This is a genomic window from Tuberibacillus calidus DSM 17572 (assembly GCF_000430685.1).
GTDB classification, from domain to species: Bacteria; Bacillota; Bacilli; order Bacillales; family Sporolactobacillaceae; genus Tuberibacillus; species Tuberibacillus calidus.
This window is the reverse complement of sequence record NZ_AUMM01000035.1, coordinates 17685-38281: the sequence shown is the minus strand read 5'-3', so window position 1 is coordinate 38281 and position 20597 is coordinate 17685. Positions and strand designations below refer to the sequence as shown.

22 protein-coding genes are annotated in these 20597 nt (G+C 46.1%); 13 read left to right on the top strand and 9 right to left on the bottom strand.

Annotation, left to right across the window (positions count from 1 at the left end):
• The first annotated feature begins 305 nt into the window (after positions 1 to 305).
• On the top strand, positions 306 to 803 hold the full coding sequence (locus H532_RS0110125) for a GNAT family N-acetyltransferase (RefSeq protein ID WP_038112116.1): 498 nt from the start codon (positions 306 to 308) through the stop codon (positions 801 to 803).
• Positions 804 to 826: 23 nt separating this feature from the next.
• Here the strand turns inward: H532_RS0110125 and H532_RS0110120 are convergent, their stop codons facing one another.
• On the bottom strand, positions 827 to 1339 hold the full coding sequence (locus H532_RS0110120; protein WP_027725391.1) for a hypothetical protein: 513 nt from the start codon (positions 1337 to 1339) through the stop codon (positions 827 to 829).
• A 234-nt stretch (positions 1340 to 1573) separates the two neighbouring features.
• Positions 1574 to 1717 carry a small, acid-soluble spore protein L gene (gene sspL, locus H532_RS19920; protein ID WP_081412420.1) on the bottom strand — a complete coding sequence of 48 codons (144 nt, stop codon included), beginning with the start codon at positions 1715 to 1717 and terminating at the stop codon, positions 1574 to 1576.
• A 723-nt stretch (positions 1718 to 2440) separates the two neighbouring features.
• Here sspL and H532_RS0110110 point away from each other — a divergent pair.
• A complete protein-coding gene (locus H532_RS0110110; protein WP_027725390.1) occupies positions 2441 to 2620 on the top strand; it encodes a hypothetical protein in 180 nt (59 codons plus the stop codon).
• Positions 2621 to 2937: 317 nt separating this feature from the next.
• Here H532_RS0110110 and H532_RS0110105 read toward each other — a convergent pair whose 3' ends face one another.
• Both H532_RS0110105 and H532_RS0110095 read right to left on the bottom strand, forming a co-directional pair.
• Complete coding sequence (locus tag H532_RS0110105; RefSeq protein WP_027725389.1) at positions 2938 to 3120, bottom strand: cold-shock protein; 183 nt, start codon at positions 3118 to 3120, stop codon at positions 2938 to 2940.
• A 211-nt stretch (positions 3121 to 3331) separates the two neighbouring features.
• Positions 3332 to 4588 carry an MDR family MFS transporter gene (locus tag H532_RS0110095; RefSeq protein ID WP_027725388.1) on the bottom strand — a complete coding sequence of 419 codons (1257 nt, stop codon included), beginning with the start codon at positions 4586 to 4588 and terminating at the stop codon, positions 3332 to 3334.
• 264 nt (positions 4589 to 4852) lie between these two features.
• Here H532_RS0110095 and H532_RS18500 point away from each other — a divergent pair, with 264 nt between their 5' ends.
• The 6 genes from H532_RS18500 (at position 4853) to hutG (ending at position 11436) form a co-directional block, all read left to right on the top strand.
• Positions 4853 to 5332 carry a DedA family protein gene (locus tag H532_RS18500; protein ID WP_051263256.1) on the top strand — a complete coding sequence of 160 codons (480 nt, stop codon included), beginning with the start codon at positions 4853 to 4855 and terminating at the stop codon, positions 5330 to 5332.
• 89 nt (positions 5333 to 5421) lie between these two features.
• A complete protein-coding gene (gene hutP, locus H532_RS0110080; RefSeq protein ID WP_027725387.1) occupies positions 5422 to 5862 on the top strand; it encodes a histidine utilization transcription antiterminator HutP in 441 nt (146 codons plus the stop codon).
• A 107-nt stretch (positions 5863 to 5969) separates the two neighbouring features.
• Positions 5970 to 7517 carry a histidine ammonia-lyase gene (gene hutH / locus H532_RS0110075; protein ID WP_027725386.1) on the top strand — a complete coding sequence of 516 codons (1548 nt, stop codon included), beginning with the start codon at positions 5970 to 5972 and terminating at the stop codon, positions 7515 to 7517.
• Positions 7510 to 9174, top strand: a complete 1665-nt coding sequence (gene hutU / locus H532_RS0110070; protein WP_211231966.1) for a urocanate hydratase — start codon at positions 7510 to 7512, stop codon at positions 9172 to 9174. Before hutH ends, hutU begins: the two co-directional genes overlap by 8 nt.
• Positions 9175 to 9225: 51 nt before the next feature.
• Positions 9226 to 10434: an imidazolonepropionase gene (hutI, locus tag H532_RS0110065; RefSeq protein ID WP_051263257.1), complete on the top strand. Its 1209-nt coding sequence runs from the start codon at positions 9226 to 9228 to the stop codon at positions 10432 to 10434.
• An 18-nt stretch (positions 10435 to 10452) separates the two neighbouring features.
• Positions 10453 to 11436 carry a formimidoylglutamase gene (gene hutG, locus H532_RS0110060; RefSeq protein ID WP_038112113.1) on the top strand — a complete coding sequence of 328 codons (984 nt, stop codon included), beginning with the start codon at positions 10453 to 10455 and terminating at the stop codon, positions 11434 to 11436.
• 154 nt (positions 11437 to 11590) lie between these two features.
• Here hutG and H532_RS20615 read toward each other — a convergent pair whose 3' ends face one another.
• Positions 11591 to 11734: a hypothetical protein gene (locus H532_RS20615; protein WP_169721029.1), complete on the bottom strand. Its 144-nt coding sequence runs from the start codon at positions 11732 to 11734 to the stop codon at positions 11591 to 11593.
• A 160-nt stretch (positions 11735 to 11894) separates the two neighbouring features.
• On the opposite strand from H532_RS20615, the gene H532_RS0110050 reads away from it, so the two are divergent.
• Positions 11895 to 12650, top strand: a complete 756-nt coding sequence (locus H532_RS0110050; protein ID WP_027725382.1) for a fumarylacetoacetate hydrolase family protein — start codon at positions 11895 to 11897, stop codon at positions 12648 to 12650.
• Positions 12651 to 12658: 8 nt separating this feature from the next.
• Positions 12659 to 13132 carry a GNAT family N-acetyltransferase gene (locus H532_RS0110045; RefSeq protein WP_245566447.1) on the top strand — a complete coding sequence of 158 codons (474 nt, stop codon included), beginning with the start codon at positions 12659 to 12661 and terminating at the stop codon, positions 13130 to 13132.
• Positions 13133 to 13259: 127 nt separating this feature from the next.
• Here the strand turns inward: H532_RS0110045 and H532_RS18495 are convergent, their stop codons facing one another.
• From H532_RS18495 to H532_RS0110025, 3 genes are all read right to left on the bottom strand, one after another.
• On the bottom strand, positions 13260 to 14708 hold the full coding sequence (locus H532_RS18495; protein ID WP_038112111.1) for an amidase: 1449 nt from the start codon (positions 14706 to 14708) through the stop codon (positions 13260 to 13262).
• Between the two features lie 295 nt (positions 14709 to 15003).
• On the bottom strand, positions 15004 to 15459 hold the full coding sequence (locus H532_RS0110030) for a hypothetical protein (protein ID WP_027725379.1): 456 nt from the start codon (positions 15457 to 15459) through the stop codon (positions 15004 to 15006).
• 378 nt (positions 15460 to 15837) lie between these two features.
• Entirely contained in the window at positions 15838 to 16140 is a 303-nt protein-coding gene (locus H532_RS0110025; RefSeq protein ID WP_027725378.1) for a hypothetical protein, read from the bottom strand.
• A gap of 186 nt (positions 16141 to 16326) precedes the next feature.
• Here H532_RS0110025 and H532_RS0110020 point away from each other — a divergent pair, with 186 nt between their 5' ends.
• The gene (locus tag H532_RS0110020) at positions 16327 to 16506 is read left to right on the top strand and encodes a hypothetical protein (RefSeq protein ID WP_027725377.1); all 180 of its coding nucleotides are present in this window, start codon (positions 16327 to 16329) and stop codon (positions 16504 to 16506) included.
• 97 nt (positions 16507 to 16603) lie between these two features.
• Entirely contained in the window at positions 16604 to 17101 is a 498-nt protein-coding gene (gene ytkD, locus H532_RS0110015) for an RNA deprotection pyrophosphohydrolase (RefSeq protein ID WP_027725376.1), read from the top strand.
• Between the two features lie 79 nt (positions 17102 to 17180).
• Here ytkD and pckA read toward each other — a convergent pair whose 3' ends face one another.
• The gene (gene pckA, locus H532_RS0110010) at positions 17181 to 18755 is read right to left on the bottom strand and encodes a phosphoenolpyruvate carboxykinase (ATP) (protein WP_027725375.1); all 1575 of its coding nucleotides are present in this window, start codon (positions 18753 to 18755) and stop codon (positions 17181 to 17183) included.
• Positions 18756 to 19178: 423 nt separating this feature from the next.
• Here pckA and metK point away from each other — a divergent pair, with 423 nt between their 5' ends.
• Positions 19179 to 20384 carry a methionine adenosyltransferase gene (metK, locus tag H532_RS0110005; protein ID WP_027725374.1) on the top strand — a complete coding sequence of 402 codons (1206 nt, stop codon included), beginning with the start codon at positions 19179 to 19181 and terminating at the stop codon, positions 20382 to 20384.
• Positions 20385 to 20597 lie beyond the last annotated feature (213 nt).

The window sequence follows — 20597 nt, the reverse complement described above, 5'->3', positions numbered from 1 at the left end:
AGGAGTTTTTCTTATAAATGTCTAATAAAAAATACCTTTTTTGTAAAATTTTATTTACATTACCGTTTAAAAACATTTATTTGCAAAGTCAGTGGGTAAACACTGAAAAACTAGCGGTAAACTTCCGATTCTCGATGTTAAATTTAATTAAGCTGACAGAAAACATCCGATTCCCGATGGTAAAACCGAAAAAAGCGGCGGTATCGTTCCAAAAAAAGCAAGGTTCGAAGGGTATTTGCCGCTTTTTCTCACCGTTTCCGGGCTGACCTATACAATATTAACGAGGTCATAAATGGGGGAGTATGATGTCTGCGGCATTTACTTTTCGACGGATCAACGTTGAAAAAGACCATGAGACTTTGTTAAAGTTTCGGCGCGATTCCTTTAAAGTCAGCCTGGGTACAACGGATGACGTGGTCAGCCCGAATCATTACTTGGCATGGATGGCTTTTCAAACGCTGTTTTTTCCGGACGGATTTCTGATCATGGAACATGATGGAGAACCGGTCGGCCAGCTTGAAGTTGAAATTGTGACGTACATGGGCAAACGGATTGGTTATGTTGATTTATTTTATTTAAAACCTGGTTATCGGGGAAAAGGTTATGGGCGTCTGCAAATCGAACGGGCAGAAGCTTTTTTGAAAAGTCAAGGTGTTGACGAATATCACCTAAGGGTTTCAACGACGAATAAGCCAGCACTCCGTTTTTATGAAAAAAATGGGTTTTATCTCTTAGCAGAGGAGAACATCGGTGGTTATCCCATGTATCGGATGGCTAAAAAGATTACGGGTACTCCAAAGTGAGCACCCGTTTTCTATGTTTATGTTTAAGACACAAGGTCTTCCAGAGCAGTCATTGTTTCTAAAATGAGGTGAAGGAGTTGAGGAATTTCCGCGATAAAAGATTCGTTGACGGTTTCATTGAAAGTTAAACTGATCTGGTCGTGAAAAATGGAGGGTTCTGTATTATTATAAACGAATGTGATTTGCTGTTCGATTTTCGGTTTGTAGGCACGCCAGATTTGACTGATGCGGAATTTAATGGTTGCGCAATCGCGATCGATGTCGTTGATGCGCAAGTAAAATTGCAAAAATAAATGGCACGGGTAATCGGTCCCCGTTTCTAGGATTTCTCCCGACCAATTTTCGGCATCCGTCGATAGCTCGATCAGCCCTTCCACATGTTTATTACCTAAAGCAATGCTGTACGTTCGCGTCAATTTTGCCAAATCCACGAGGTCTGAACGGTCAATGATTTGCGTTTGGCCTTTCAAATCGAGATCATAGATGGCGCCTTCTAACACAACTTTGAGATTATCGAATACGGTTGGGTCAAACATATCTGTCCTCCATACTATGGCAGTCTATGTTGATTGTACACGATGGGACAAGTTTCGTACACCTGTAAAGGCAGCCAGTATGTTGCGTAAACCCTTGATGGCAGGCCTTGCGGTATTCGTAGAATAAGGGGTTCTATATCTGTGAGATGATGGTTCTCTGCAAACCGACGTGTAAAAAGGGGAATTTCCTTGTTCCTTTACAGATTGAAAAAACTGCGGCCGTCTCGACCGCAGTTAAATTTTTGTATTTTTCTTTTTCGCCCTTTGTTCGAGTTGGGATCGCGGCTGTTGATCCGCGACATCTTCCGACAAACCCTGTGGATTTACCGAAGATGCCGTTTTTCCCGCATTCACCCGCAGCTTCTTTTCCCTCGCCATTTTGACACCTCCGTTTTTATTGTTTCTTTAGACGGAGGAAATATGTAGATTTCCATAAATCCCTTTAATTAACTCGCTCAGAGCTAATGATCACGTTTGCTTTTCCCTAATATCGGGATGCCGTGCAAATTAACACCAGCCTGCAAGCGGAAAACGTTCCGTTTTTGGTTTCCGCGCAACGTTTTCCTTGTGTGGAAGTCTGATAAAATTTCGCAAACTTTAGAAAGAAAACATTCACAGCGCATTTTCATAAAAAAAGCGTGCCATCACAGCACCCCATCGTTGGGACAAAGCCTTATGATGGCTTGACCATTCCGTATATAAAAAAAATCCGGACGGGGGAACTCGTCCGGAAAAAATAGGGATTAAATAGGGGGTCACAAGATTCAAGGTTCTTCAGGTGCTGGCTTGTCGGGTTTCCGCGAGATGGGGGTCATCCAAACCCGGCGGAAACAAGCCATCGGCAAGTTTGGGGTTAGGGCTTCCGTTTGGTAACGGAAACTTAGCCTACTCACTGAAATCCTTGAACTTTATGTCTATATCATATCATGGATTTGCGGTTTATGGCATTGGGAAAATTGTCGATTTTTATCCCTTCTCAATGACCTGTATCACAGTCATTTTTCCCAAGATTTACGATTCATCCACCGTAACACATCTTTTGTTTTGAAATTTTTTCGCGAATTGTTTACGATATTATTGTCATAAAGGAGATGAACGAAGATGGAAAAAGAATACGGCATATCGCAAGCCGACTTAGAAAGAATTGTTGTTCAATACGTCTTGAAACAAGGTGACACTATTGATGTCGAACGACTTCGTGACGGATTGAAGGAACTGATTCGGCTCAATAATGCCGCTTTAATGGAAGACATTAAAAACATGATCAAAAAAGGTGAATGAAAATTTGGGGGATGGATGCTTTGATGCCGATTCCCCCCGTTTACGCTCGGTAAACCAGCCTGAAAGTTGGCTTCCGGGTTTTCGAAATGCGCGGTCAGACCGGCTGATGGAATAAATGCCAGGTTTTCTTTACCCAAGTTATCCGCGGTCACAAACTCACGCAAACAGTCCATGCGTGAGTTTTTTTGTTTGTTCATAAGTGTAAAAAACTGAGTAAATGCTCACTTTAAGTCAGCTCTGAAGGTTAATGATGCAATTATATGCGCATTATCAAACGGGAAAAGATTAAAACATTGATCAACTTCTACTTGGGATTTTTACTCAATCACAGGCAAAATGCGCGTTTCTTTAACCATATCGGATTGGCATAAGGGGCACTTAGGCTCTTTTTCAAAAGAAAAAGCGTCTCGCATCCAACCGGAGCAATCCTCATTTGTACACGCCCACACCGTCGTTTCAGCTTCTGGGACTGGTTCCCGTTGATTTCGATTAAAGGCCATTTAAAGGTCCCCCTTCATATATGTTGCCCTTATTATACACCAAATACGATATGAAACCAAAAGTGCCCTCATCAGGAAGCACTAGCCAGCGACATTAGGAATGGAAAAACATGCTTCCATCAAAGATTTTTACCATCCATCTCCCAATGTAAAAATAAAAAAGCTGACCGGACAAAATGCGCTCGGTCAACTTCCAATGCTTTTCACCTTTTCATGAGACGGTTTGATAGGCTTGTTCAGCTTCCTGTTTTCTTTCATCTAATTTCGGGAGTATCATGACGAAGAAACCAAAACCGATGGTGCCAACGAAGAAAATAGCAACACTCATCCAAAACGGTGGCAGGTAGGCGCTCATTGTGACAAATAACGAAATAACGATGGAGCCGACATTATATGCAAGCCCGTTAACGGCCATGTAGGCACTGCGCGCATCTTCCGGTGGGATGATCGCCATATAACTTTCCTCTATCGGCACGCGCACGACTTCCCCAATCGTCGCTACAATCATGAGAATGAGTAGCAACCAAATGTTCGTTGTATAGGACAATAAACTATAGCCAACAACATATAGGACCAATCCGAACAAAAGCGCATTTCGGTCTTTGAATCGCGATATGATTTTGACGACCAAAACGGAAATGAGAACGACTAAAAGGGTGTTTTCCGTTTTTAAAATCCCAAGCGCGTTAATGCCGTCAATCATCCGTGACAAAAACATTTGCTTTGGCATATCTTGACTCAGATGAATGCCGATATAGTTCGTTAAGTGCATTTCCATCGTGAGAATTAAAGTTGATGCAAGGAAGAACACCATAAATAGACGATCTCCAATCACCCTTTTATAAGCGGAAAAGAGACCTTTTACCGAATGGCTAGAATCTTCCACCGCTTGGCGCACCAAACTCTCTTTAATAAATAATACGAGCATCAATAAAACGATGAGGGATGTTGCCGTCATGATGATTAACAGTTCGAAAAAATAAGACTTGAAGAAAAATCCGCCGAGGATCGATCCGATGGCAATCGAGAAATTGATCGCCCAATATGACAAGGAAAACATATATTTTCTTTGTTCAGGTGTGGAAACGTCAATCAGCATGGCTTGGCCGGCGGGAGCGGATAAACCCCAACAAATGGTATTCATGACCATCATAAAATAGGTGAGAAGCGGAAGTTCAAACCAAGGTGAGTTAGATAAGGTCATCACGACAAAGGCAATAAAGCGAAGGCTTTCGGCTGTTACTAATAATTTCTTACGACCAACAAGATCGGCGTAATATCCGCCGATAAAATTGGCAACGGCACCCACCATGACATTAATCAATAATAATATGCCAGTTAATTTTGCACTGAAATGAGCGGCAAGGTAAATCGTCATAAAAGGAAAGACCATTCCGCTCACCGTTCGGGATAAGAAGGTTTCAATGATTCTGATTTTAATATTGATATGGAAGTCTCTGAATCTCATAAATTCCCCTTCTTTTTCGTTTGTTAAGAGTAAATTTATACCATTTTAACCGTTTTGTCCATGAGACTTTCGTCACAGTTTAAGAGTCATAGGTTTACAAATTGAGAAAAATACAGAAAATGCCATTAGTGGATTTAAGAGAAGATTGATTTTTGGCTCATCATACTGATTGGATTGAAAATCCCTCATTGTCAGAAACGGACTCGGGGTTATATACTGAAAAAAGCGCGAGAGAAAAGAAAAGCGGAAAGGACGTTCCCTTTGATGCATAACGTACTGGACTGGTTAGGTGGATTTGGCTTATTTGGATTGTTTTTAACCATGTTTCTTGAAGGGGCATCGGTACCTTTTCCGGGAATTGTTGTGGTGTTAGCCTATGGCTATTTGTTACCCGCAAACCTCTTTGAGACGGTTTTTATCGCGATGGGGATGAGCTTGTTTTACAGCATAGCGAGTATCATTCCGTATTCAATTGCTTATAAATTGGAGTCTGCACTACCCCGGAAGTTCCGGATGAGCATTGAAAAAGCGAAAAAATGGTTTCACAAATATGGTATCTGGAGTATAGCCATCACGCGGCCGTTTGGCGTCGGAAATTATATTTCTTATGTCGCTGGCGTCACAAAAGTTAAACCCAGCCTCTTTTTTCTATTAACTTTTATTGGTATATTTCCTTGGGCGCTTACGATGCTCATTTTAGGCAATGACACTTTACCAGCCATCAAGCGGATTTTTTTCCATTAGTTAGGTTTGACAGGGGATCGTCGTTGACAGCACCTTTTGAAAACGGATACAATAAAATTAGTCACTAGCTATTAGAAAAGAGTGAAACCATGCCGCTTGACCGTAATCATCTAATCGGCAAAGAAGCGCTTCTGCTTTTACTTCTTGGGCGTGAGACCTTGCCGGAAAAACTTCTTCAATTAGGTTGGAGATTTTGCAAAGGGAAAGTCGGCTCGATGGATAGTCAGAAAATCGTCGCGGCCGTTGAGACGGCTGCCAAAAACAATGGCATTGTCCGGCCGGATTTATATAGAGAAAACCATGCTTTGTATCATGCCATTTTAGAAGCGCTAAGCGGTGTGTCTCGCGGCAATAACCAATTCGGGACGTTGTTGCGTACGGTCGGCTTGCAATTCTCGATTGTTCGCGGAAACCCCTACATTGAAGGGGATGAAGGCGAGTGGATTGCCGTTGCTTTATACGGCACGATTGGCGCACCGGTCAAAGGTTTAGAACATGAAGCGATCGGGCTTGGCATCAATCACATATGAATAAAAATGACTGACCCAGAGTCATTAGGCATGAGGGGGTCGTATAACGCTTGACGTTATGCGGCCCCTATTGTTTTTCGGGAAAACCATAAGGTGGGTGAAACCTTTTGATAATTTTGGATGGAGAACATTTAACCTTATCGTCTTTCAAAAAAATCGTCTTCGGCTTTGAACGCGTTGCCCCTTCACTTGAAAGCATGGCTCGGGTGGCGAAAAGCCGTCAAAGCGTGGAAGACATTGTTCGAAATCAGAAAGTGGTATACGGCATTACAACAGGTTTTGGCAAATTGAGTGACGTCACGATAGACCGCGAGCAAGTGGAGGCGCTGCAGATAAACTTGATTCGCAGCCATGCTTGCGGTGTCGGCGAGCCGTTTTCAGAATCCGTAAGCCGCGCCATGCTTCTCCTCAGGGCAAATGCCCTTCTTAAAGGGTATTCTGGCGTGCGGCCGATTATCATTGAAAGACTTCTAGACTTCTTAAATCTCGGGATTCATCCCGTCGTTCCGCAACAAGGATCACTGGGTGCGAGTGGGGATTTGGCACCTTTGTCTCATCTTGCCCTCACCTTAATCGGTGAAGGGGAAGTATTTTACAAAGGGGAGAGGCAGCCGGCTTCGGATGTGCTAAAAACGTGCGGCTTAGAGCCGTTGACGCTCGCTGCTAAAGAAGGTCTCGCATTAATTAATGGCACGCAGGCGATGACTGCTCAAGGTGCTGTTGCGCTGGTTGAATTGACCCGGCTGAGCAGAGTGGCGGAGGCGGCCGCGGCTTTAACCATGGAAGCATTGGAAGGTGTGATCACCGCCTTCGATGATGATGTGCATCGGGCGCGGGGGTATGAAGAACAAAGAGAAGTCGCCAAACGCATGCGCGCCCTTTTGCAAGGAAGTGCGCTTGTCACCGAACAAGGGGAAAAAAGAGTGCAAGACGCCTATTCATTGCGCACCATTCCGCAAGTCCATGGGGCATCACTCAGAGCCATGCGTTATGTGGAAGAAGTATTAACGATTGAGATGAATGCCGCCACTGATAACCCGTTGATTTTTGATGACGGAAAAAAGGTCATCTCAGGCGGGAATTTTCACGGACAGCCCGTTGCTTTGGCGCTTGATTTTCTCAAAATCGCCGCGGCGGAGTTAGCAAATATTTCTGAGCGCCGGATTGAGCGCCTCGTCAATCCGCAGCTGAACGATTTCCCGCCTTTTCTTAGCCGAAATCCTGGCGTCGAGTCAGGGGCGATGATTCTCCAATATACGGCCGCTTCTTTGGTGTCAGAAAATAAAACGCTTGCTCACCCGGCGAGCGTCGATTCGATTCCATCGTCGGCCAATCAGGAGGATCACGTCAGCATGGGCACGATCGGGAGCCGCCATTGTTATCAAATCGTGCAAAATGTCCGCCGCGTGCTCGCTATCGAACTCATATGTGCGATGCAAGCTTTGGAATTTCGGGATGTTGATAAAATGGCGCCGAGGACGCGAGCCATTTATGAAAAGGGACGGCTTATTACGCCGGCTTTTAACGGTGATCGCGTGTTTTCCTATGATGTTGAACGCGTCGCGGCATGGCTTTTGGATGATGAATGGGAATCCTTATTAAAATTTGAAAATAAAACCCATATGATGGTCAATGGAGGGGAAGTCAATGAATAAAAGCCGAATCGTCCGTGCCCCGCGCGGGACGGAGCTGCATTGTCTCGGATGGGAGCAGGAAGCCGCTTATCGCATGATTCAAAACAATTTGGATCCTGATGTCGCAGAAAAACCCGATGAATTAGTGGTTTACGGCGGCATCGGCAAGGCGGCGCGCAATTGGGATGCTTTTGAGGCGATTCTCAGAACCTTAAAGACTTTGAAAAATGATGAAACGATGCTCGTTCAATCCGGAAAACCCGTCGGAGTTTTTAAAACCCACGAACAGGCGCCAAGAGTCCTCATTTCTAATTCCGTTTTGGTGCCGAAATGGGCGACATGGGAACATTTTCATGAGCTTGAGAAAAAAGGGCTCATCATGTTCGGACAAATGACAGCCGGAAGCTGGATTTATATTGGCAGTCAAGGCATTTTACAAGGTACGTATGAAACGTTTAGAGCTGTCGGGGAAAAGCATTTTGGCGGCTCCTTAGCCGGAACATTGACATTAACGGCTGGTCTCGGCGGCATGGGCGGTGCGCAGCCGCTAGCCGTCACCATGAATGGTGGTGTCGTGATTGCCGTCGAAGTGGATCCGAAACGGATTGAAAAACGGCTGCAGACGAAATATTGTGATCGCATGACCGATTCCATTGAAGAAGCACTAGCGTGGGCGGAGGCTGCCGTTCAGGCAAAAGAGCCTTTATCGATTGGGCTTGTCGGCAATGCCGCAAGCGTGCATCATGAATTGCTTCGGCGGGGGGTGAAAATCGACATCGTCACAGACCAAACCTCCGCCCACGACCCGCTGAACGGTTATATCCCAGAAGGTTTTACGCTTGAAGAAGCAGCGGAATGGCGGAAAAACCAGCCAGAAGAATATGTTAAGCTTGCCTGTCGAAGCATGGCGAAACATGTAGAGGCGATGCTTGAATTCCAAAAACGCGGCGCGGTTGTTTTTGATTATGGCAATAACATCCGGCAAGTGGCAAAAGACGAAGGAGTGAAAGACGCCTTTAACTTCCCCGGATTTGTGCCCGCCTATATTCGACCGCTCTTCTGTGAAGGAAAAGGCCCGTTCCGGTGGGCAGCTCTGTCAGGAGATCCGGAAGATATTTACCGCACGGATCGGCTGATTATGGAGTTATTCCCCGAAAATGAAGGCCTCATTCGCTGGATTAAAATGGCCCAAGAAAAAGTCGCTTTCCAAGGCTTGCCCGCTCGAATTTGCTGGCTCGGTTACGGAGAACGGCAAAAGTTTGGTCTCGCTTTAAATGAATTAGTTCGGAAAGGCGAGTTGAAAGCTCCGATCGTCATCGGCCGAGATCATTTGGACTGCGGTTCCGTTGCCTCACCTAACCGTGAAACCGAAGGCATGAAAGACGGAAGCGATGCCGTCGGCGATTGGGCGGTGCTGAATGCGCTGATCAATACCGCTGCTGGTGCAAGCTGGATTTCCTTCCACCATGGAGGCGGTGTCGGCATGGGGTACGCCCTTCATGCGGGTATGGTCGTTGTCGCTGACGGCACGGCGCGTGCTGATGAAAAGTTGTCCCGAGTGTTGACGACGGATCCGGGCATGGGCATCATTCGCCATGTCGATGCGGGTTATGAAGACGCCGAGAAAGTCGCTAAGGAAAAAGGCGTGCGGATTCCGATGTGGGAAACGGAGGCTTAAAACTTGCAAGCGTTTGATCTTGTCATTCGAAACATCGGCCAGCTTTTGACAATGGAGAGTGACCGTCCGAAAAAAGGGGCGGAGATGCGGGAGTTAACGGTTTTAGAAAATGCAGCCCTTGCGATTAAAGATGGCGTCATCGCTTGGATGGGAAAAGATGCGGAAGCCGCCCATTTGGAAAGTGCTGAAGTCATCGATGCCGAAGGGCGCCTCGTCACCCCGGGGCTCATTGAACCGCATACCCATCTCGTTTTTGGTGGTTCCAGGGAACATGAAATCCCGTTAAAGCTCCAAGGGGTGCCGTATTTAGAAATATTACGCCAAGGCGGTGGCATTTTATCGACTGTCCGGGCGACGCGGAACGCAACGAAAGCGGCGTTGAAGCTAAAAGCCGAAAAACATTTAGACCGGTTTTTAAGTTACGGCGTGACCACCCTTGAAGCGAAAAGCGGTTACGGGCTGAATAAAGAAACAGAAATCAAGCAATTAGAAGTCGTCAAAGAACTAAATGAAACACATCCCGTCGATCTCGTCTCGACCTTCCTCGGCGCCCATGCCATCCCTGAAGAGTTTCAAGGACAAAGCGGCCGATATTTGCAAGAGATGGTAGAGCTTTTTCCTGAATTAAAGGCGCGCGGTTTAGCGGAATTTGTGGACATCTTTTGCGAAACCGGCGTGTTTTCGGTGGCGGAATCCCGGGACTTTCTAGAAAAAGCTAAACAGGCAGGGTTTGGGCTGAAAATCCATGCGGACGAAATCGATCCGCTCGGCGGTGCGGAGTTGGCTTGCGACTTAGGGGCTGCCACCGCTGACCACCTTGTCGCCATAAGTGAAGAAGGCATTCGTCGTCTTGCCGGAAGTGACACGATTGCCGTGCTTTTACCGGGGACCACTTTTTATTTAGGAAAAGATGTTTATGCCCCGGCGAGGAAGCTGATTGATAGCGGCGCGGCCGTCGCGCTGTCCACCGATTTTAACCCAGGAAGCTCCGTCACGGAAAATATTCAGTTGATTATGAGCTTAGCGATGTTAAAACTACAGATGACGCCAGAAGAAATCTGGCATGCGGTGACCATCAATGCCTCCTTTGCCATAGGAAGGGGCGAGGTTGCCGGTCAAATCCGTGTGGGTCGAGCGGCCGATGTGGTCATCTGGGACGCGCCAAATTATCACTATATTCCATACCACTATGGCATCAATCATACTTATCAAGTGCTGAAAAAGGGGAAATGCGTGTATGCAAAGCGGATCCGTGGCTGAGGAAGGGGATATGTGTCTATGAAAAGCGAATCGGAGTTGCTTTACCTTAGGCCAGCCGGGCAAGCTGTTTTTAAAGATACAGGCATTACGAAGTTCGGTGAACGGCTCAAGGCGTGGAACGGTGAACCTTTTCAAGGCTATGGTCTCATCGGCGTGCCTTTATCAAAACCTTCCATTAGCCATTCTGGAGCGGCTTTTGCTCCGGAGGTGATGCGGGCGGTTTTTAAAAATACCGCCACGTTTGCGGTGGAAGATGGCATTGACCTGGCGGAGACGCCTATCGTCGACTTTGGGGATATTTTGATGCACGTGACAGACGTACGGGAATGCCACACGCGCATTACCTCTACGATAAAACAAGTGGTTTGCGCCAATCCGGATGTGATCCCGATCATTTTAGGAGGGGATCATTCCATCACTTGTCCCGCGCTTAGCGGTTTTAAGGCAGCAAAAGGCCAGACCGTCGGTGTCATTCAGTTTGATGCTCACCACGATCTTAGAAATCGGGAAGACGGCGGACCATCGAACGGCACACCTTTTCGCGGGCTGATTGAATCAGGTACACTAGCACCGGAACATCTTATCCAAATTGGCATCCGCAATTTTGCCAACAGCCGCGTGTATTATGATTATGCCGTACAGCACGGCGTGAATGTTTATACAATGAAAGATGTGAGAGAAAAAGGGGTCATGGCGATAGTCAAAGAGGCGTATGAAAAATTGGCGAAAGCCGTGGACATCGTTTACTTATCCGTCGATATCGATGTCCTCGATCAAGCTTATGCCCCCGGATGCCCAGCCATCAGCCCAGGCGGCATGACGACGGACGATTTATTTGCGGCCGTCAAATGGCTAGGTGGGCAAGAAAAAACACAGGCGATCGATATCGTCGAAATTGACCCCAAACAAGATTTTCGGGACATGACGAGCCGTGTCGGCGTATATACGTTCCTCGCCTTTCTCATTGGCAAGGAAAAGCGGCGGAGATTCAATGTTAAATGATTTGACCATAAAAAGTGCGGCTGGGCGAAAGAACCTGCCGCATTTTCCATCTTTTAGGGTGTAGCTGCTTTCGCGCTGGTTGCACTCCAAAAAGTGGTATGTTTTTACCTGCTTTTCATGCTAAACAGCGCGCAAAATCGACTAAATAACGACTTTAAGCTTGTTCTTCATTTTTCGCTTTTTCATCACAATCAAAACAGCGCAATTCGTGGTTTTCCAAAACGACCCCGCAAAGAAATCCGCCGTCACAGAAGATGGTTTTTCCGCAATCCCGGCACTCGCCTACAGGTTCTTGCATGAGTCTCCCTCATTTCCATTCTTTTTCTTTAATATTAGTGCAAAAAGTGTGAATCGTAAAACGATAAGATACCCTGTGATTAGCAGTTGGTTTTAACTGTCGAAGGAAACCGCTATAATGGGGTTATAATGCCTTAGAAAATTGATGGGAGGGTAGACCATTGAAGTATGGACGTTTCTTAATCAATGGTGATGTGAAGTATGGTATGGTCGATGTGGACCGAGTGATTGAACTGACTGGACCATTCCTTGATCCGCACTCCGCACCGACCGACCGGATTCACGATTTAAATGCCGTCAAAGTTTTGGCCCCGGTTCTTCCGAAGCAGATCATCGCTATTGGCTTAAACTACAAAGAACATGCGAAAGAATTAGGTTATGCGCTGCCCGAAGATCCGTTAATGTTTATGGTTTCCCCAAGTTCTATCATCGGGCCGGAAGAGGCGATTCAGTTGGCCAAGCCCGATCATCAGATCGAATTCGAAGCGGAATTAGTCATCGTTATTGGGAAAGAGGCTTACCGGGTGAAAGAGGAAGAGGCGTCAAGCGTCGTTTTCGGCTATACCATCGGTGTCGATGTCTCGGATCGCAATATACAAAAACAAGACGGCCAATTTATGCGAGCGAAATCGTTTTTAACCTATAAACCTATCGGACCGTTTATCGAAACGGCGGTAAAACCGCAAAAACTCTCCATTCAATTGAAACAAAACGGGGTTTTGAAGCAGGACGGCCATACGAGTGATATGATTCATACTGTTGAAAAAATCATCGCGGCCGTTACGGATGTCATGGTTTTAGAGCCGGGAGACATCATTTTTACAGGGACGCCCAAAGGGGTAGGGCCCTTGTCACCTGGAGATATCCTCGAAACGACGATTGACGGCATTGGGACGTTAAAAAACAGAGTGGAATGATGCATCAAATGATAAATTTTAAAATAGGAAACATGAATGAGGCCTTGGCTAAGGAGATTCTTAAGTGGAAATACGACCCCCCATATGACTTTTACAATAGTAACCTTAATCAAGACACATTGAATGAATTGTTGAATGGGTCGTATGATGCTGTTTTAACGGATGAAGAGATTTTTGGCTTTTTTTGTACCGGGGAATCCGCGCAGGTGCCGAGCGGCCATGCCGTCGGGGCATATGAGGAACCGATGGTGGACATGGGGCTTGGAATGAACCCGAAATATACGGGCAAAGGTAAAGGAACGGCGTTTTGTAACTTTATCATAAACTGTATTCAGGAAAAATTTCCGGGTGTACCGATTCGGTTGACTGTGGCCATTTTTAATAAAAGGGCCATCCATCTCTATAAGAAACTGGGGTTTATGGAGAAAGGTGCCTTTACAACTGACCAAAACGTTAAATTTATGACAATGATAAAAAAATAGGACAAGCACTAAAGGAAAACGTTGCGCAAAAAGAGAAGCGCAACGTTTTTCGGTTGATCGGCGGCAGAAACGTCGGCAAGCCACTAGATATTGGGGATTCGAGGCGCAGATTGCGCAACAACCCTTTTTAGTTTCTCACAGAAGAGCCGCGACGGCCGTTGACCGCGCCGCTTAAAGTCGGAAAATAACGCTCGTAAGTTCTGGCGAATTTTAACACGAGATCGTCATTTAAACGAGCGGCGGCAGCTTGCATGCCGACCGCAAGCCCCTCTTTTGTCAATCCAATCGGAATGGAGATGGCCGGTTGCCCGGTCAGGTTATACATTTGCGTCATCACCCAGTCCGCATCTTGGGCTTCAAGCGGCTGGCCATTAATTTCGTCCGGTCCCTCCTGATTCCACGGGACGGCCGGGACCGCCAAGGTTGGTGATAATAAGATGTCGATATCCCGGAAGAGCGCCTGCAAAGTATGCCAGACGTTGGCACGATAGCTTTCCAGTCTCTTGTATTCGACGGCGGTTAGCTCGTTCCCTTTTTCGATCATGGTCATTAAGCCGGGGGAAAAGATGTCGGGATGTTTGTCAGCCGTCTCTTTTAAACTCCCAAGGCCCGCCGTCCACAGCCGGACAAAATCATCCATGTACTCCCGTAACGTTTGTCCAAAGTGGATGTCGACAGCTCTGACGTCAAAACCTGCTGCGGATAATTGGTCAATGGCTTGTAGGAATACATTTCTGACGTCGTCGTCCACGCGAAACATGCCGAAGTCCAAAGTCCATCCGATTTTCACTTGACGAGGGACGTCGGTTTTGATGGCTTCGACCGCTGAAACGGAGTCGTTTGGCAGAGAAAATGGATCCGTGTCGGCATATCCTTTGATGACATCAAACATTAAGGCGCAATCTGTGACGTTTCGTGTTAACGTCCCGTAATGGACAAAAGGTTCGTGGTTACTAAAGACGCTGTTCAGATGATTGTCATAGGGAATTTTCCCGAAAGTCGGTTTAAAGCCGAAGATCCCACAGAGGGAAGCGGGAATGCGGATGGACCCACCGCCATCGCTTCCTTCAGCGAGCGGAACAAACCCTGCGGAAACACTCGCAGCCGAACCGCCGCTTGACCCGCCGGCATTGGTGTCCAAACGCCAAGGGTTGCGTGTTGGCCCAAACAGTGGATTATCGGTCGTCGCTTTATATCCGAATTCCGGTGTATTCGTTTTCCCCATGATGATTGCGCCTGCTGCTTTTAGCCGGTGAACAACGGTGGCATCACGGTCCGGTATGTGATTTTTATATAACGGAGTCCCGTAAGTCGTCCGCAATCCTTTTGTATTGGTTAAGTCCTTAATGGCGACGGGGACGCCTTCTAATGGACGGGGGACATTTTTTATGTAGGCGTGTTCGGCTTCTTTCGCGCGTTTTCGCGCTTCCTCTTCATTTAAGGTGACAAAAGCATTAAGTGACGGATTTTCAGCGGCGATTTTACGGAAGAGTTCGTCCGTTACTTCAACAGGAGAGAGTTCTTTTTTTCGATACAAGTTTATTAATTCACTGGCTGACAACTGTGCAATCTTCATGCCTGTTTCTCCTTGGTATGTTTTTATTCTGGTAAGAAAGTCTATCAATTTTCAGATAGCATATGGTCAACTAAAGCTCTGTCTTCTGATAGAGCCGAGTGTCGTTATCATCATTATAGTGTTAGGGAAAAGCGTGTGGCAAATGAACGAGATCAATGCGGGGTTTTTCGATATCCATTCACCAGTCAGCCAAGGGGGGAAGCTATGAGATGACAAAATGGCCGTTAGATAGGATCTATCGGCCATTTCGATTTCGGGCTGACAAACACCTTGGTTGCGTGTCTGAAAGAAAACCTCACAGCCATTCATCGATGTTAATTTCCCTCGTTGCCTCTGGACCTTGCTTTAACATGCGCACTTCCAAGATGCCGTTTTTATATTCCGCTTTGGCGTACTTAGGCTTGACCGGACAGGGAAGTTGAAGCTTTAATTCCTCATTGCGGTCAGGAAGTCCCTTGACATACAAGTGATAAGAATCCATGGAAAGTCTTGGGCGCAAATTGCTGTCAAAACGCGTGGGGATGCGGGCGATGACGAAATCATGCGTTTCGAACACTTGCACCTCGGATTCCGGTTGGGTTCGTTTAAAAGCGATATTATCGTTTTTGAGGAAATCCGGCATGAACTGACTGACGGTATCCATGACGTATTTTTGAATGTCTTCCGGTTTAAAGGGCATCCCTTGGAGAAATGGTTTTTGCATATTTTCGATATAGGTTTTGAGCTGGTCAGGATTAAAGAACGGGTTCATATAGCTGCCCCTTTCAAAATGTCATCCCAATTTGCGTAGAGTCATACACTTAGAGAAAAGAACAAGGGGATTCAGAGTGATTCCCATCGACATGCGCCAGATCAATTAGGCATGCCGTAAGACGCCTCTGTTAAGGATTGGGACGGCTCAGCTTTTTCACTGTCTCACTTTTCATAACTTATTTATATGACTGGGTGACGTCAATGGTGATAATGCGGGGAGAGTGAAAACCTTTCAATTCAAAAGAAAAAAGTTCCCGTCACAAGGACGGGAAGGATGAAAGTGTGTTGGGGTTAGGGTTGTTCTCAGTTTACCCTTTTTTGCCAACTTTTAAACCTATAAAAAACATTTTTTTTACTGTTAAGGCGAAGTGTGTTTTCATTGTTCGATAAACCCCATCGATCGAATATGCGCCTTTGTCTCTTCGGTGCCAAGTTCGTAAAGATAGCGGTAGACGGTTTCCAGTTTTTTATCATAGGGGATGTTTTCCTCTAGTTCTTGGAACGGTGCATGAGCTTTAATGTAATTAATAAACGCTTCATCATCGGTCATTTCCAATAAATCTTTTAGTTCATGAACTTCCTGTGGAGTTGCCAAAATTTCAAATTCCCATTCCGATAACGTCGGGTCGGGCAGCACTTCACCCGTTCCCACTCTGACATAGTACTTCTTTTTCTCCATGGTCATCCCTCATCCTTTATTTCTTATGTTTAGATTAGCCAAACCTGCCCCTTCCGATTCGTTTTCACTTTCAGGGAAAGACGCTTCATCACCTTCGAATGGATTGTCTCATATATTACAAAGAAGACCGTCTATTCCAATAAAAATACGGAAAGAATAAAGAAAAAAGGCCATGGAGTGGGGCATATGGAACGGAAAAATATACTTAGAATGGCGGTTGAAGCGAGAAAAAAATATTTAATTAAGCTGCTTTCGGCAACCGACGAGCATGCGGGGCGGGAAGAAGAATTGAAGGCTTACACACTGACCGAGCTCGAAAATGAGTGGCGCCGTCTTGAACAGAAGAAGCAAAATCGCATTGGCTAGTCGGGTGAAGCGATTGGACAAAAGCTTTCATACTTATATACAATAGTGACAGGCACTTTCCGACCGCACGGATTCAGCACGGAATGGGATGGATCATATGAAATCATCTTTTGTCTTTACGGATTACTATCGGAACGTCGTCACGTATTCTTTTCAGGATCACCCTTTTTCCACTCATCCAAAACACGTGTGGGTCATTTGTCGTTTCCATGATCAATGGCTTTTGACCAAGCATCCCCGAAGAGGATGGGAATTTCCCGGAGGAAAAGTGGAGCCCGGCGAGACGGCGGAGGAAGCGGCAAGACGTGAAGTATACGAAGAAACGGGGGCCATAGTTGCCGAACTTGCGTATATCGGACAATATAAAGTGGAGGGTAAAAGCGGATCCATCATCAAAAACGTTTATTTTGCAACGATCGACCGCATCGAACAAAAAGCCCATTATTTAGAAACTAACGGACCTTTGTTTCTTGAGGAAATCCCAAGAAATATTAAAGATAACCCAAAGTTTTCATTTATGATGCGCGATGATGTCCTCTCGCTCAGCCTTCAATATATACGGAAATACCGACCGCTGTCCCAGCCGCAAAAGTAAAAAGCTGACGCTGAAAAATCAGTGCCAGCTTTTTTATATAGGTGAGCTTTATAGACTCGTTTTCTTTAGATTTCAACGTTTATCGAGGACCAGCATTTTTTATGGCCGCTGAAACGTTCGGGAACTTGCTGAAATTCTCTTTGAATTTAGCCGCGAGTTCATTGGCTTTTCGGTCATAGGCTTCCGGGTCTTTCCATGCTTTCTTAGGCTCAAGCACATGATCCGGAACGCCCGGGCAATGAACCGGGATGTTCAAGCCGAAAATCGGATCTTGAACGGTTTCGATATCATGCAATTCGCCTTCCATCGCCGCGCGTACCATCGCCCGTGTATAGGAAAGATTGATGCGTTCACCTTCTCCGTAAGCGCCACCCGTCCAACCAGTATTGACGAGGAAGACATCGACGTTGTGCTGTTCGATTTTTTCCCCGAGCATATTAGCATAGACCGTTGCTTCCAATGGTAAAAATGGTGCCCCGAAACATGTGGAGAACGTCGCTTGCGGTGAAGTAATACCGCGTTCTGTACCAGCCAATTTGCTCGTATATCCGCTCAAGAAATGGTACATCGCTTGTTCTTTCGACAGTTTGCTGATTGGCGGAAGAACGCCAAACGCATCGGCTGTCAAAAATAGTATGGTATTGGGATGGCCGGCCACGCTTGGTTTGACGATGTTGGGAATATGTTCGATTGGGTAAGCCGCCCGCGTGTTTTCAGTTAATTGGTTGTCATCATAATCGGCGACCCGAGAAGGTTCGCGGACGATCACGTTTTCGAGCACCGCACCAAAGCGGATCGCATTCCATATGAGCGGTTCTTTTTCGGCGGATAGATGGATCGTTTTCGCATAACAGCCGCCTTCAATGTTAAATATGCCGTTGTCCGACCAACCATGTTCGTCATCACCAATGAGTTTGCGTTGCGGGTCATTCGACAGCGTCGTCTTTCCGGTTCCGGATAGGCCGAAAAACAGAGCGACATCGCCTTCACTTCCGACGTTGGCGGAACAGTGCATAGAGAGAACGCCTTTTTTCGGAAGTAAATAATTCATGACGGTAAAAATGGATTTTTTAATCTCACCGGCATATTCTGTGCCGCCAATCAATACCGTCCGCTTCTCAAAGGAAATGAGAATAAACGCTTCAGAATGCGTACCGTCGGTTTTCGGGTCGGCCATCAAACCAGGTACGGATATGACGGTAAATTCAGGAACGAGGCTCGCTGCTTCTTCATCGCTTGGACGGATGAATAATTGCCGGGAAAAAAGATTATGCCAAGCGTATTCATTAATGACTTGAATGGGCAGGCGATGTTTCGGATCACTACCGGCATAGCCTTTAAACACAAACCGTTCATCCAGCCGATTGAGGTATTCAATCGTCTTAGCATAAAGGTTATCAAAAACTTCCTTTGTCGTCGCTTGATTGATCGACCAGTCAATGGCGGCCTCCGTCTCGGGTTCCTTGACGAAAAATTTATCGTTGGGGCTTCTTCCGGTATATTTCCCAGTGCTAACCGCCAAAGCACCTGTTTCCGTTAAAACCCCTTCTTTTTTCTTGAGAGCCTTTTCGACCAGGTGCGGGACTGGCAAATTGACGTGCGTATTTTCCTTTTTTAGTACATCCAAAATGGAAGAGAAAGGGACAGTCTTCATCGGATTACCTTCCTTTTTAAGAATTGTTTCATCCATCGTCAGGCCCAAATGAAGTATTCGACATTGGTTACACGAATTAGTATAACATATTTTATTATATAGTCCATACTAATTATGGGTGATATGTGACGACGATTTGAAAATGGGCAATAAAAAAATTCCTTACTTCTTATACTAAAGAGAAATTGTATTAAAATACAACCATTTCTTTGCTTTTTATGAAAAAGCATGTTATATCATAATGTGTTAGGTTCATTTTTTCCATGAGATGCACATGATAGAATAGCCGGGGTTACAAAAATATATTCAGATGCAGGACTGAACAACAGGCTCCTTTTGATTTTTTAAACATTGTATGGTGAGTCCTGCAAAGAATGACTTACCGAACCCCTAAGGATTACTTTTAGGTTTGGGAGGATGAATATGGGTAAACAAACATCGAGGCGCCTTTTCACGTCAGAATCAGTGACAGAAGGGCACCCCGACAAAATATGTGACCAAATTTCCGATGCCGTTTTAGATGCCGTATTAAAAAATGACCCGAATGCCAGGGTCGCTTGCGAAACGGCGGTGAATACCGGCTTGGTGCTCGTCACCGGCGAAATGACAACGACAACGTATGTGGACATCCCGTCCATTGTTCGGGATACGGTTCGCGAAATCGGGTATGACCGAGCCAAATACGGGTTTGATGCCGATACATGTGCGGTGTTGACGTCGATCGATGAACAATCCCCTGATATTGCTCAAGGCGTAAACCAAGCCTTAGAAGCGCGCGAAGGTTCGATGACCGAGGATGAACTGGATGCGATTGGTGCAGGCGACCAAGGGCTGATGTTCGGTTTTGCGGTCAATGAAACACCGGAACTTATGCCGCTTCCGATTTCGCTCGCTCACAAATTAGCGCGCCGATTGGCCGAAGTGCGGAAAAACAACATCATTCCGTATTTGCGTCCGGACGGCAAAACGCAAGTAACGGTAGAATATGATGAAAACGATCAACCTGTTCGGGTGGATACGATCGTCATTTCCACGCAGCACCATCCGGAAGTGACCCATGAGCAAATTGAACAAGATGTGAAAGAACATGTCATCAAACCGATTGTCCCGTCCGAGCTCATCGATTCGGAAACGAAATATTTTATCAATCCGACTGGTCGCTTTGTGATCGGCGGTCCTCAAGGCGATGCCGGTTTGACGGGACGGAAAATAATTGTTGACACTTACGGTGGTTATGCGCGGCATGGCGGCGGAGCCTTCTCGGGTAAAGATCCGACGAAAGTGGACCGTTCCGCAGCCTATGCTGCCCGTTATGTCGCAAAGAATATCGTCGCTAGTGGCTTGGCCGATAAGTGCGAAGTCCAACTCGCTTATGCCATCGGTGTTGCCCGACCGGTATCGATCTCGATTGACACTTTTGGCACTGGAAAAGTCTCGGAAGAAAAACTCGTCGAACTCGTCCGCAAGCATTTTGACTTGCGCCCAGCTGGCATTATTCAAATGCTTGATCTCCGCCGCCCGATTTACAAGCAAACGGCTGCTTACGGTCATTTTGGGCGCACGGATATCGATTTGCCATGGGAACGCACCGATAAAGCTGAGATTTTGAAAAAAGAAGCGTTGTTGTAAGAGAATAAATGAAGGCGTTTGTCACTTGATTCGGCAAACGCCTTTTTTCACCCTTTCCGAAAACGAACACGTCTATTACTAAATTGTATGCGTGACGTCACCCTAGTCACCCCAATGCCTCGATTTCTGTCACTCCTTTTAAAGCGAAGTCCTTCAGCCATGCGTTTTCTTATAAGTATCGTTCCATCAAGGGGAATTTACATATAATAAGAA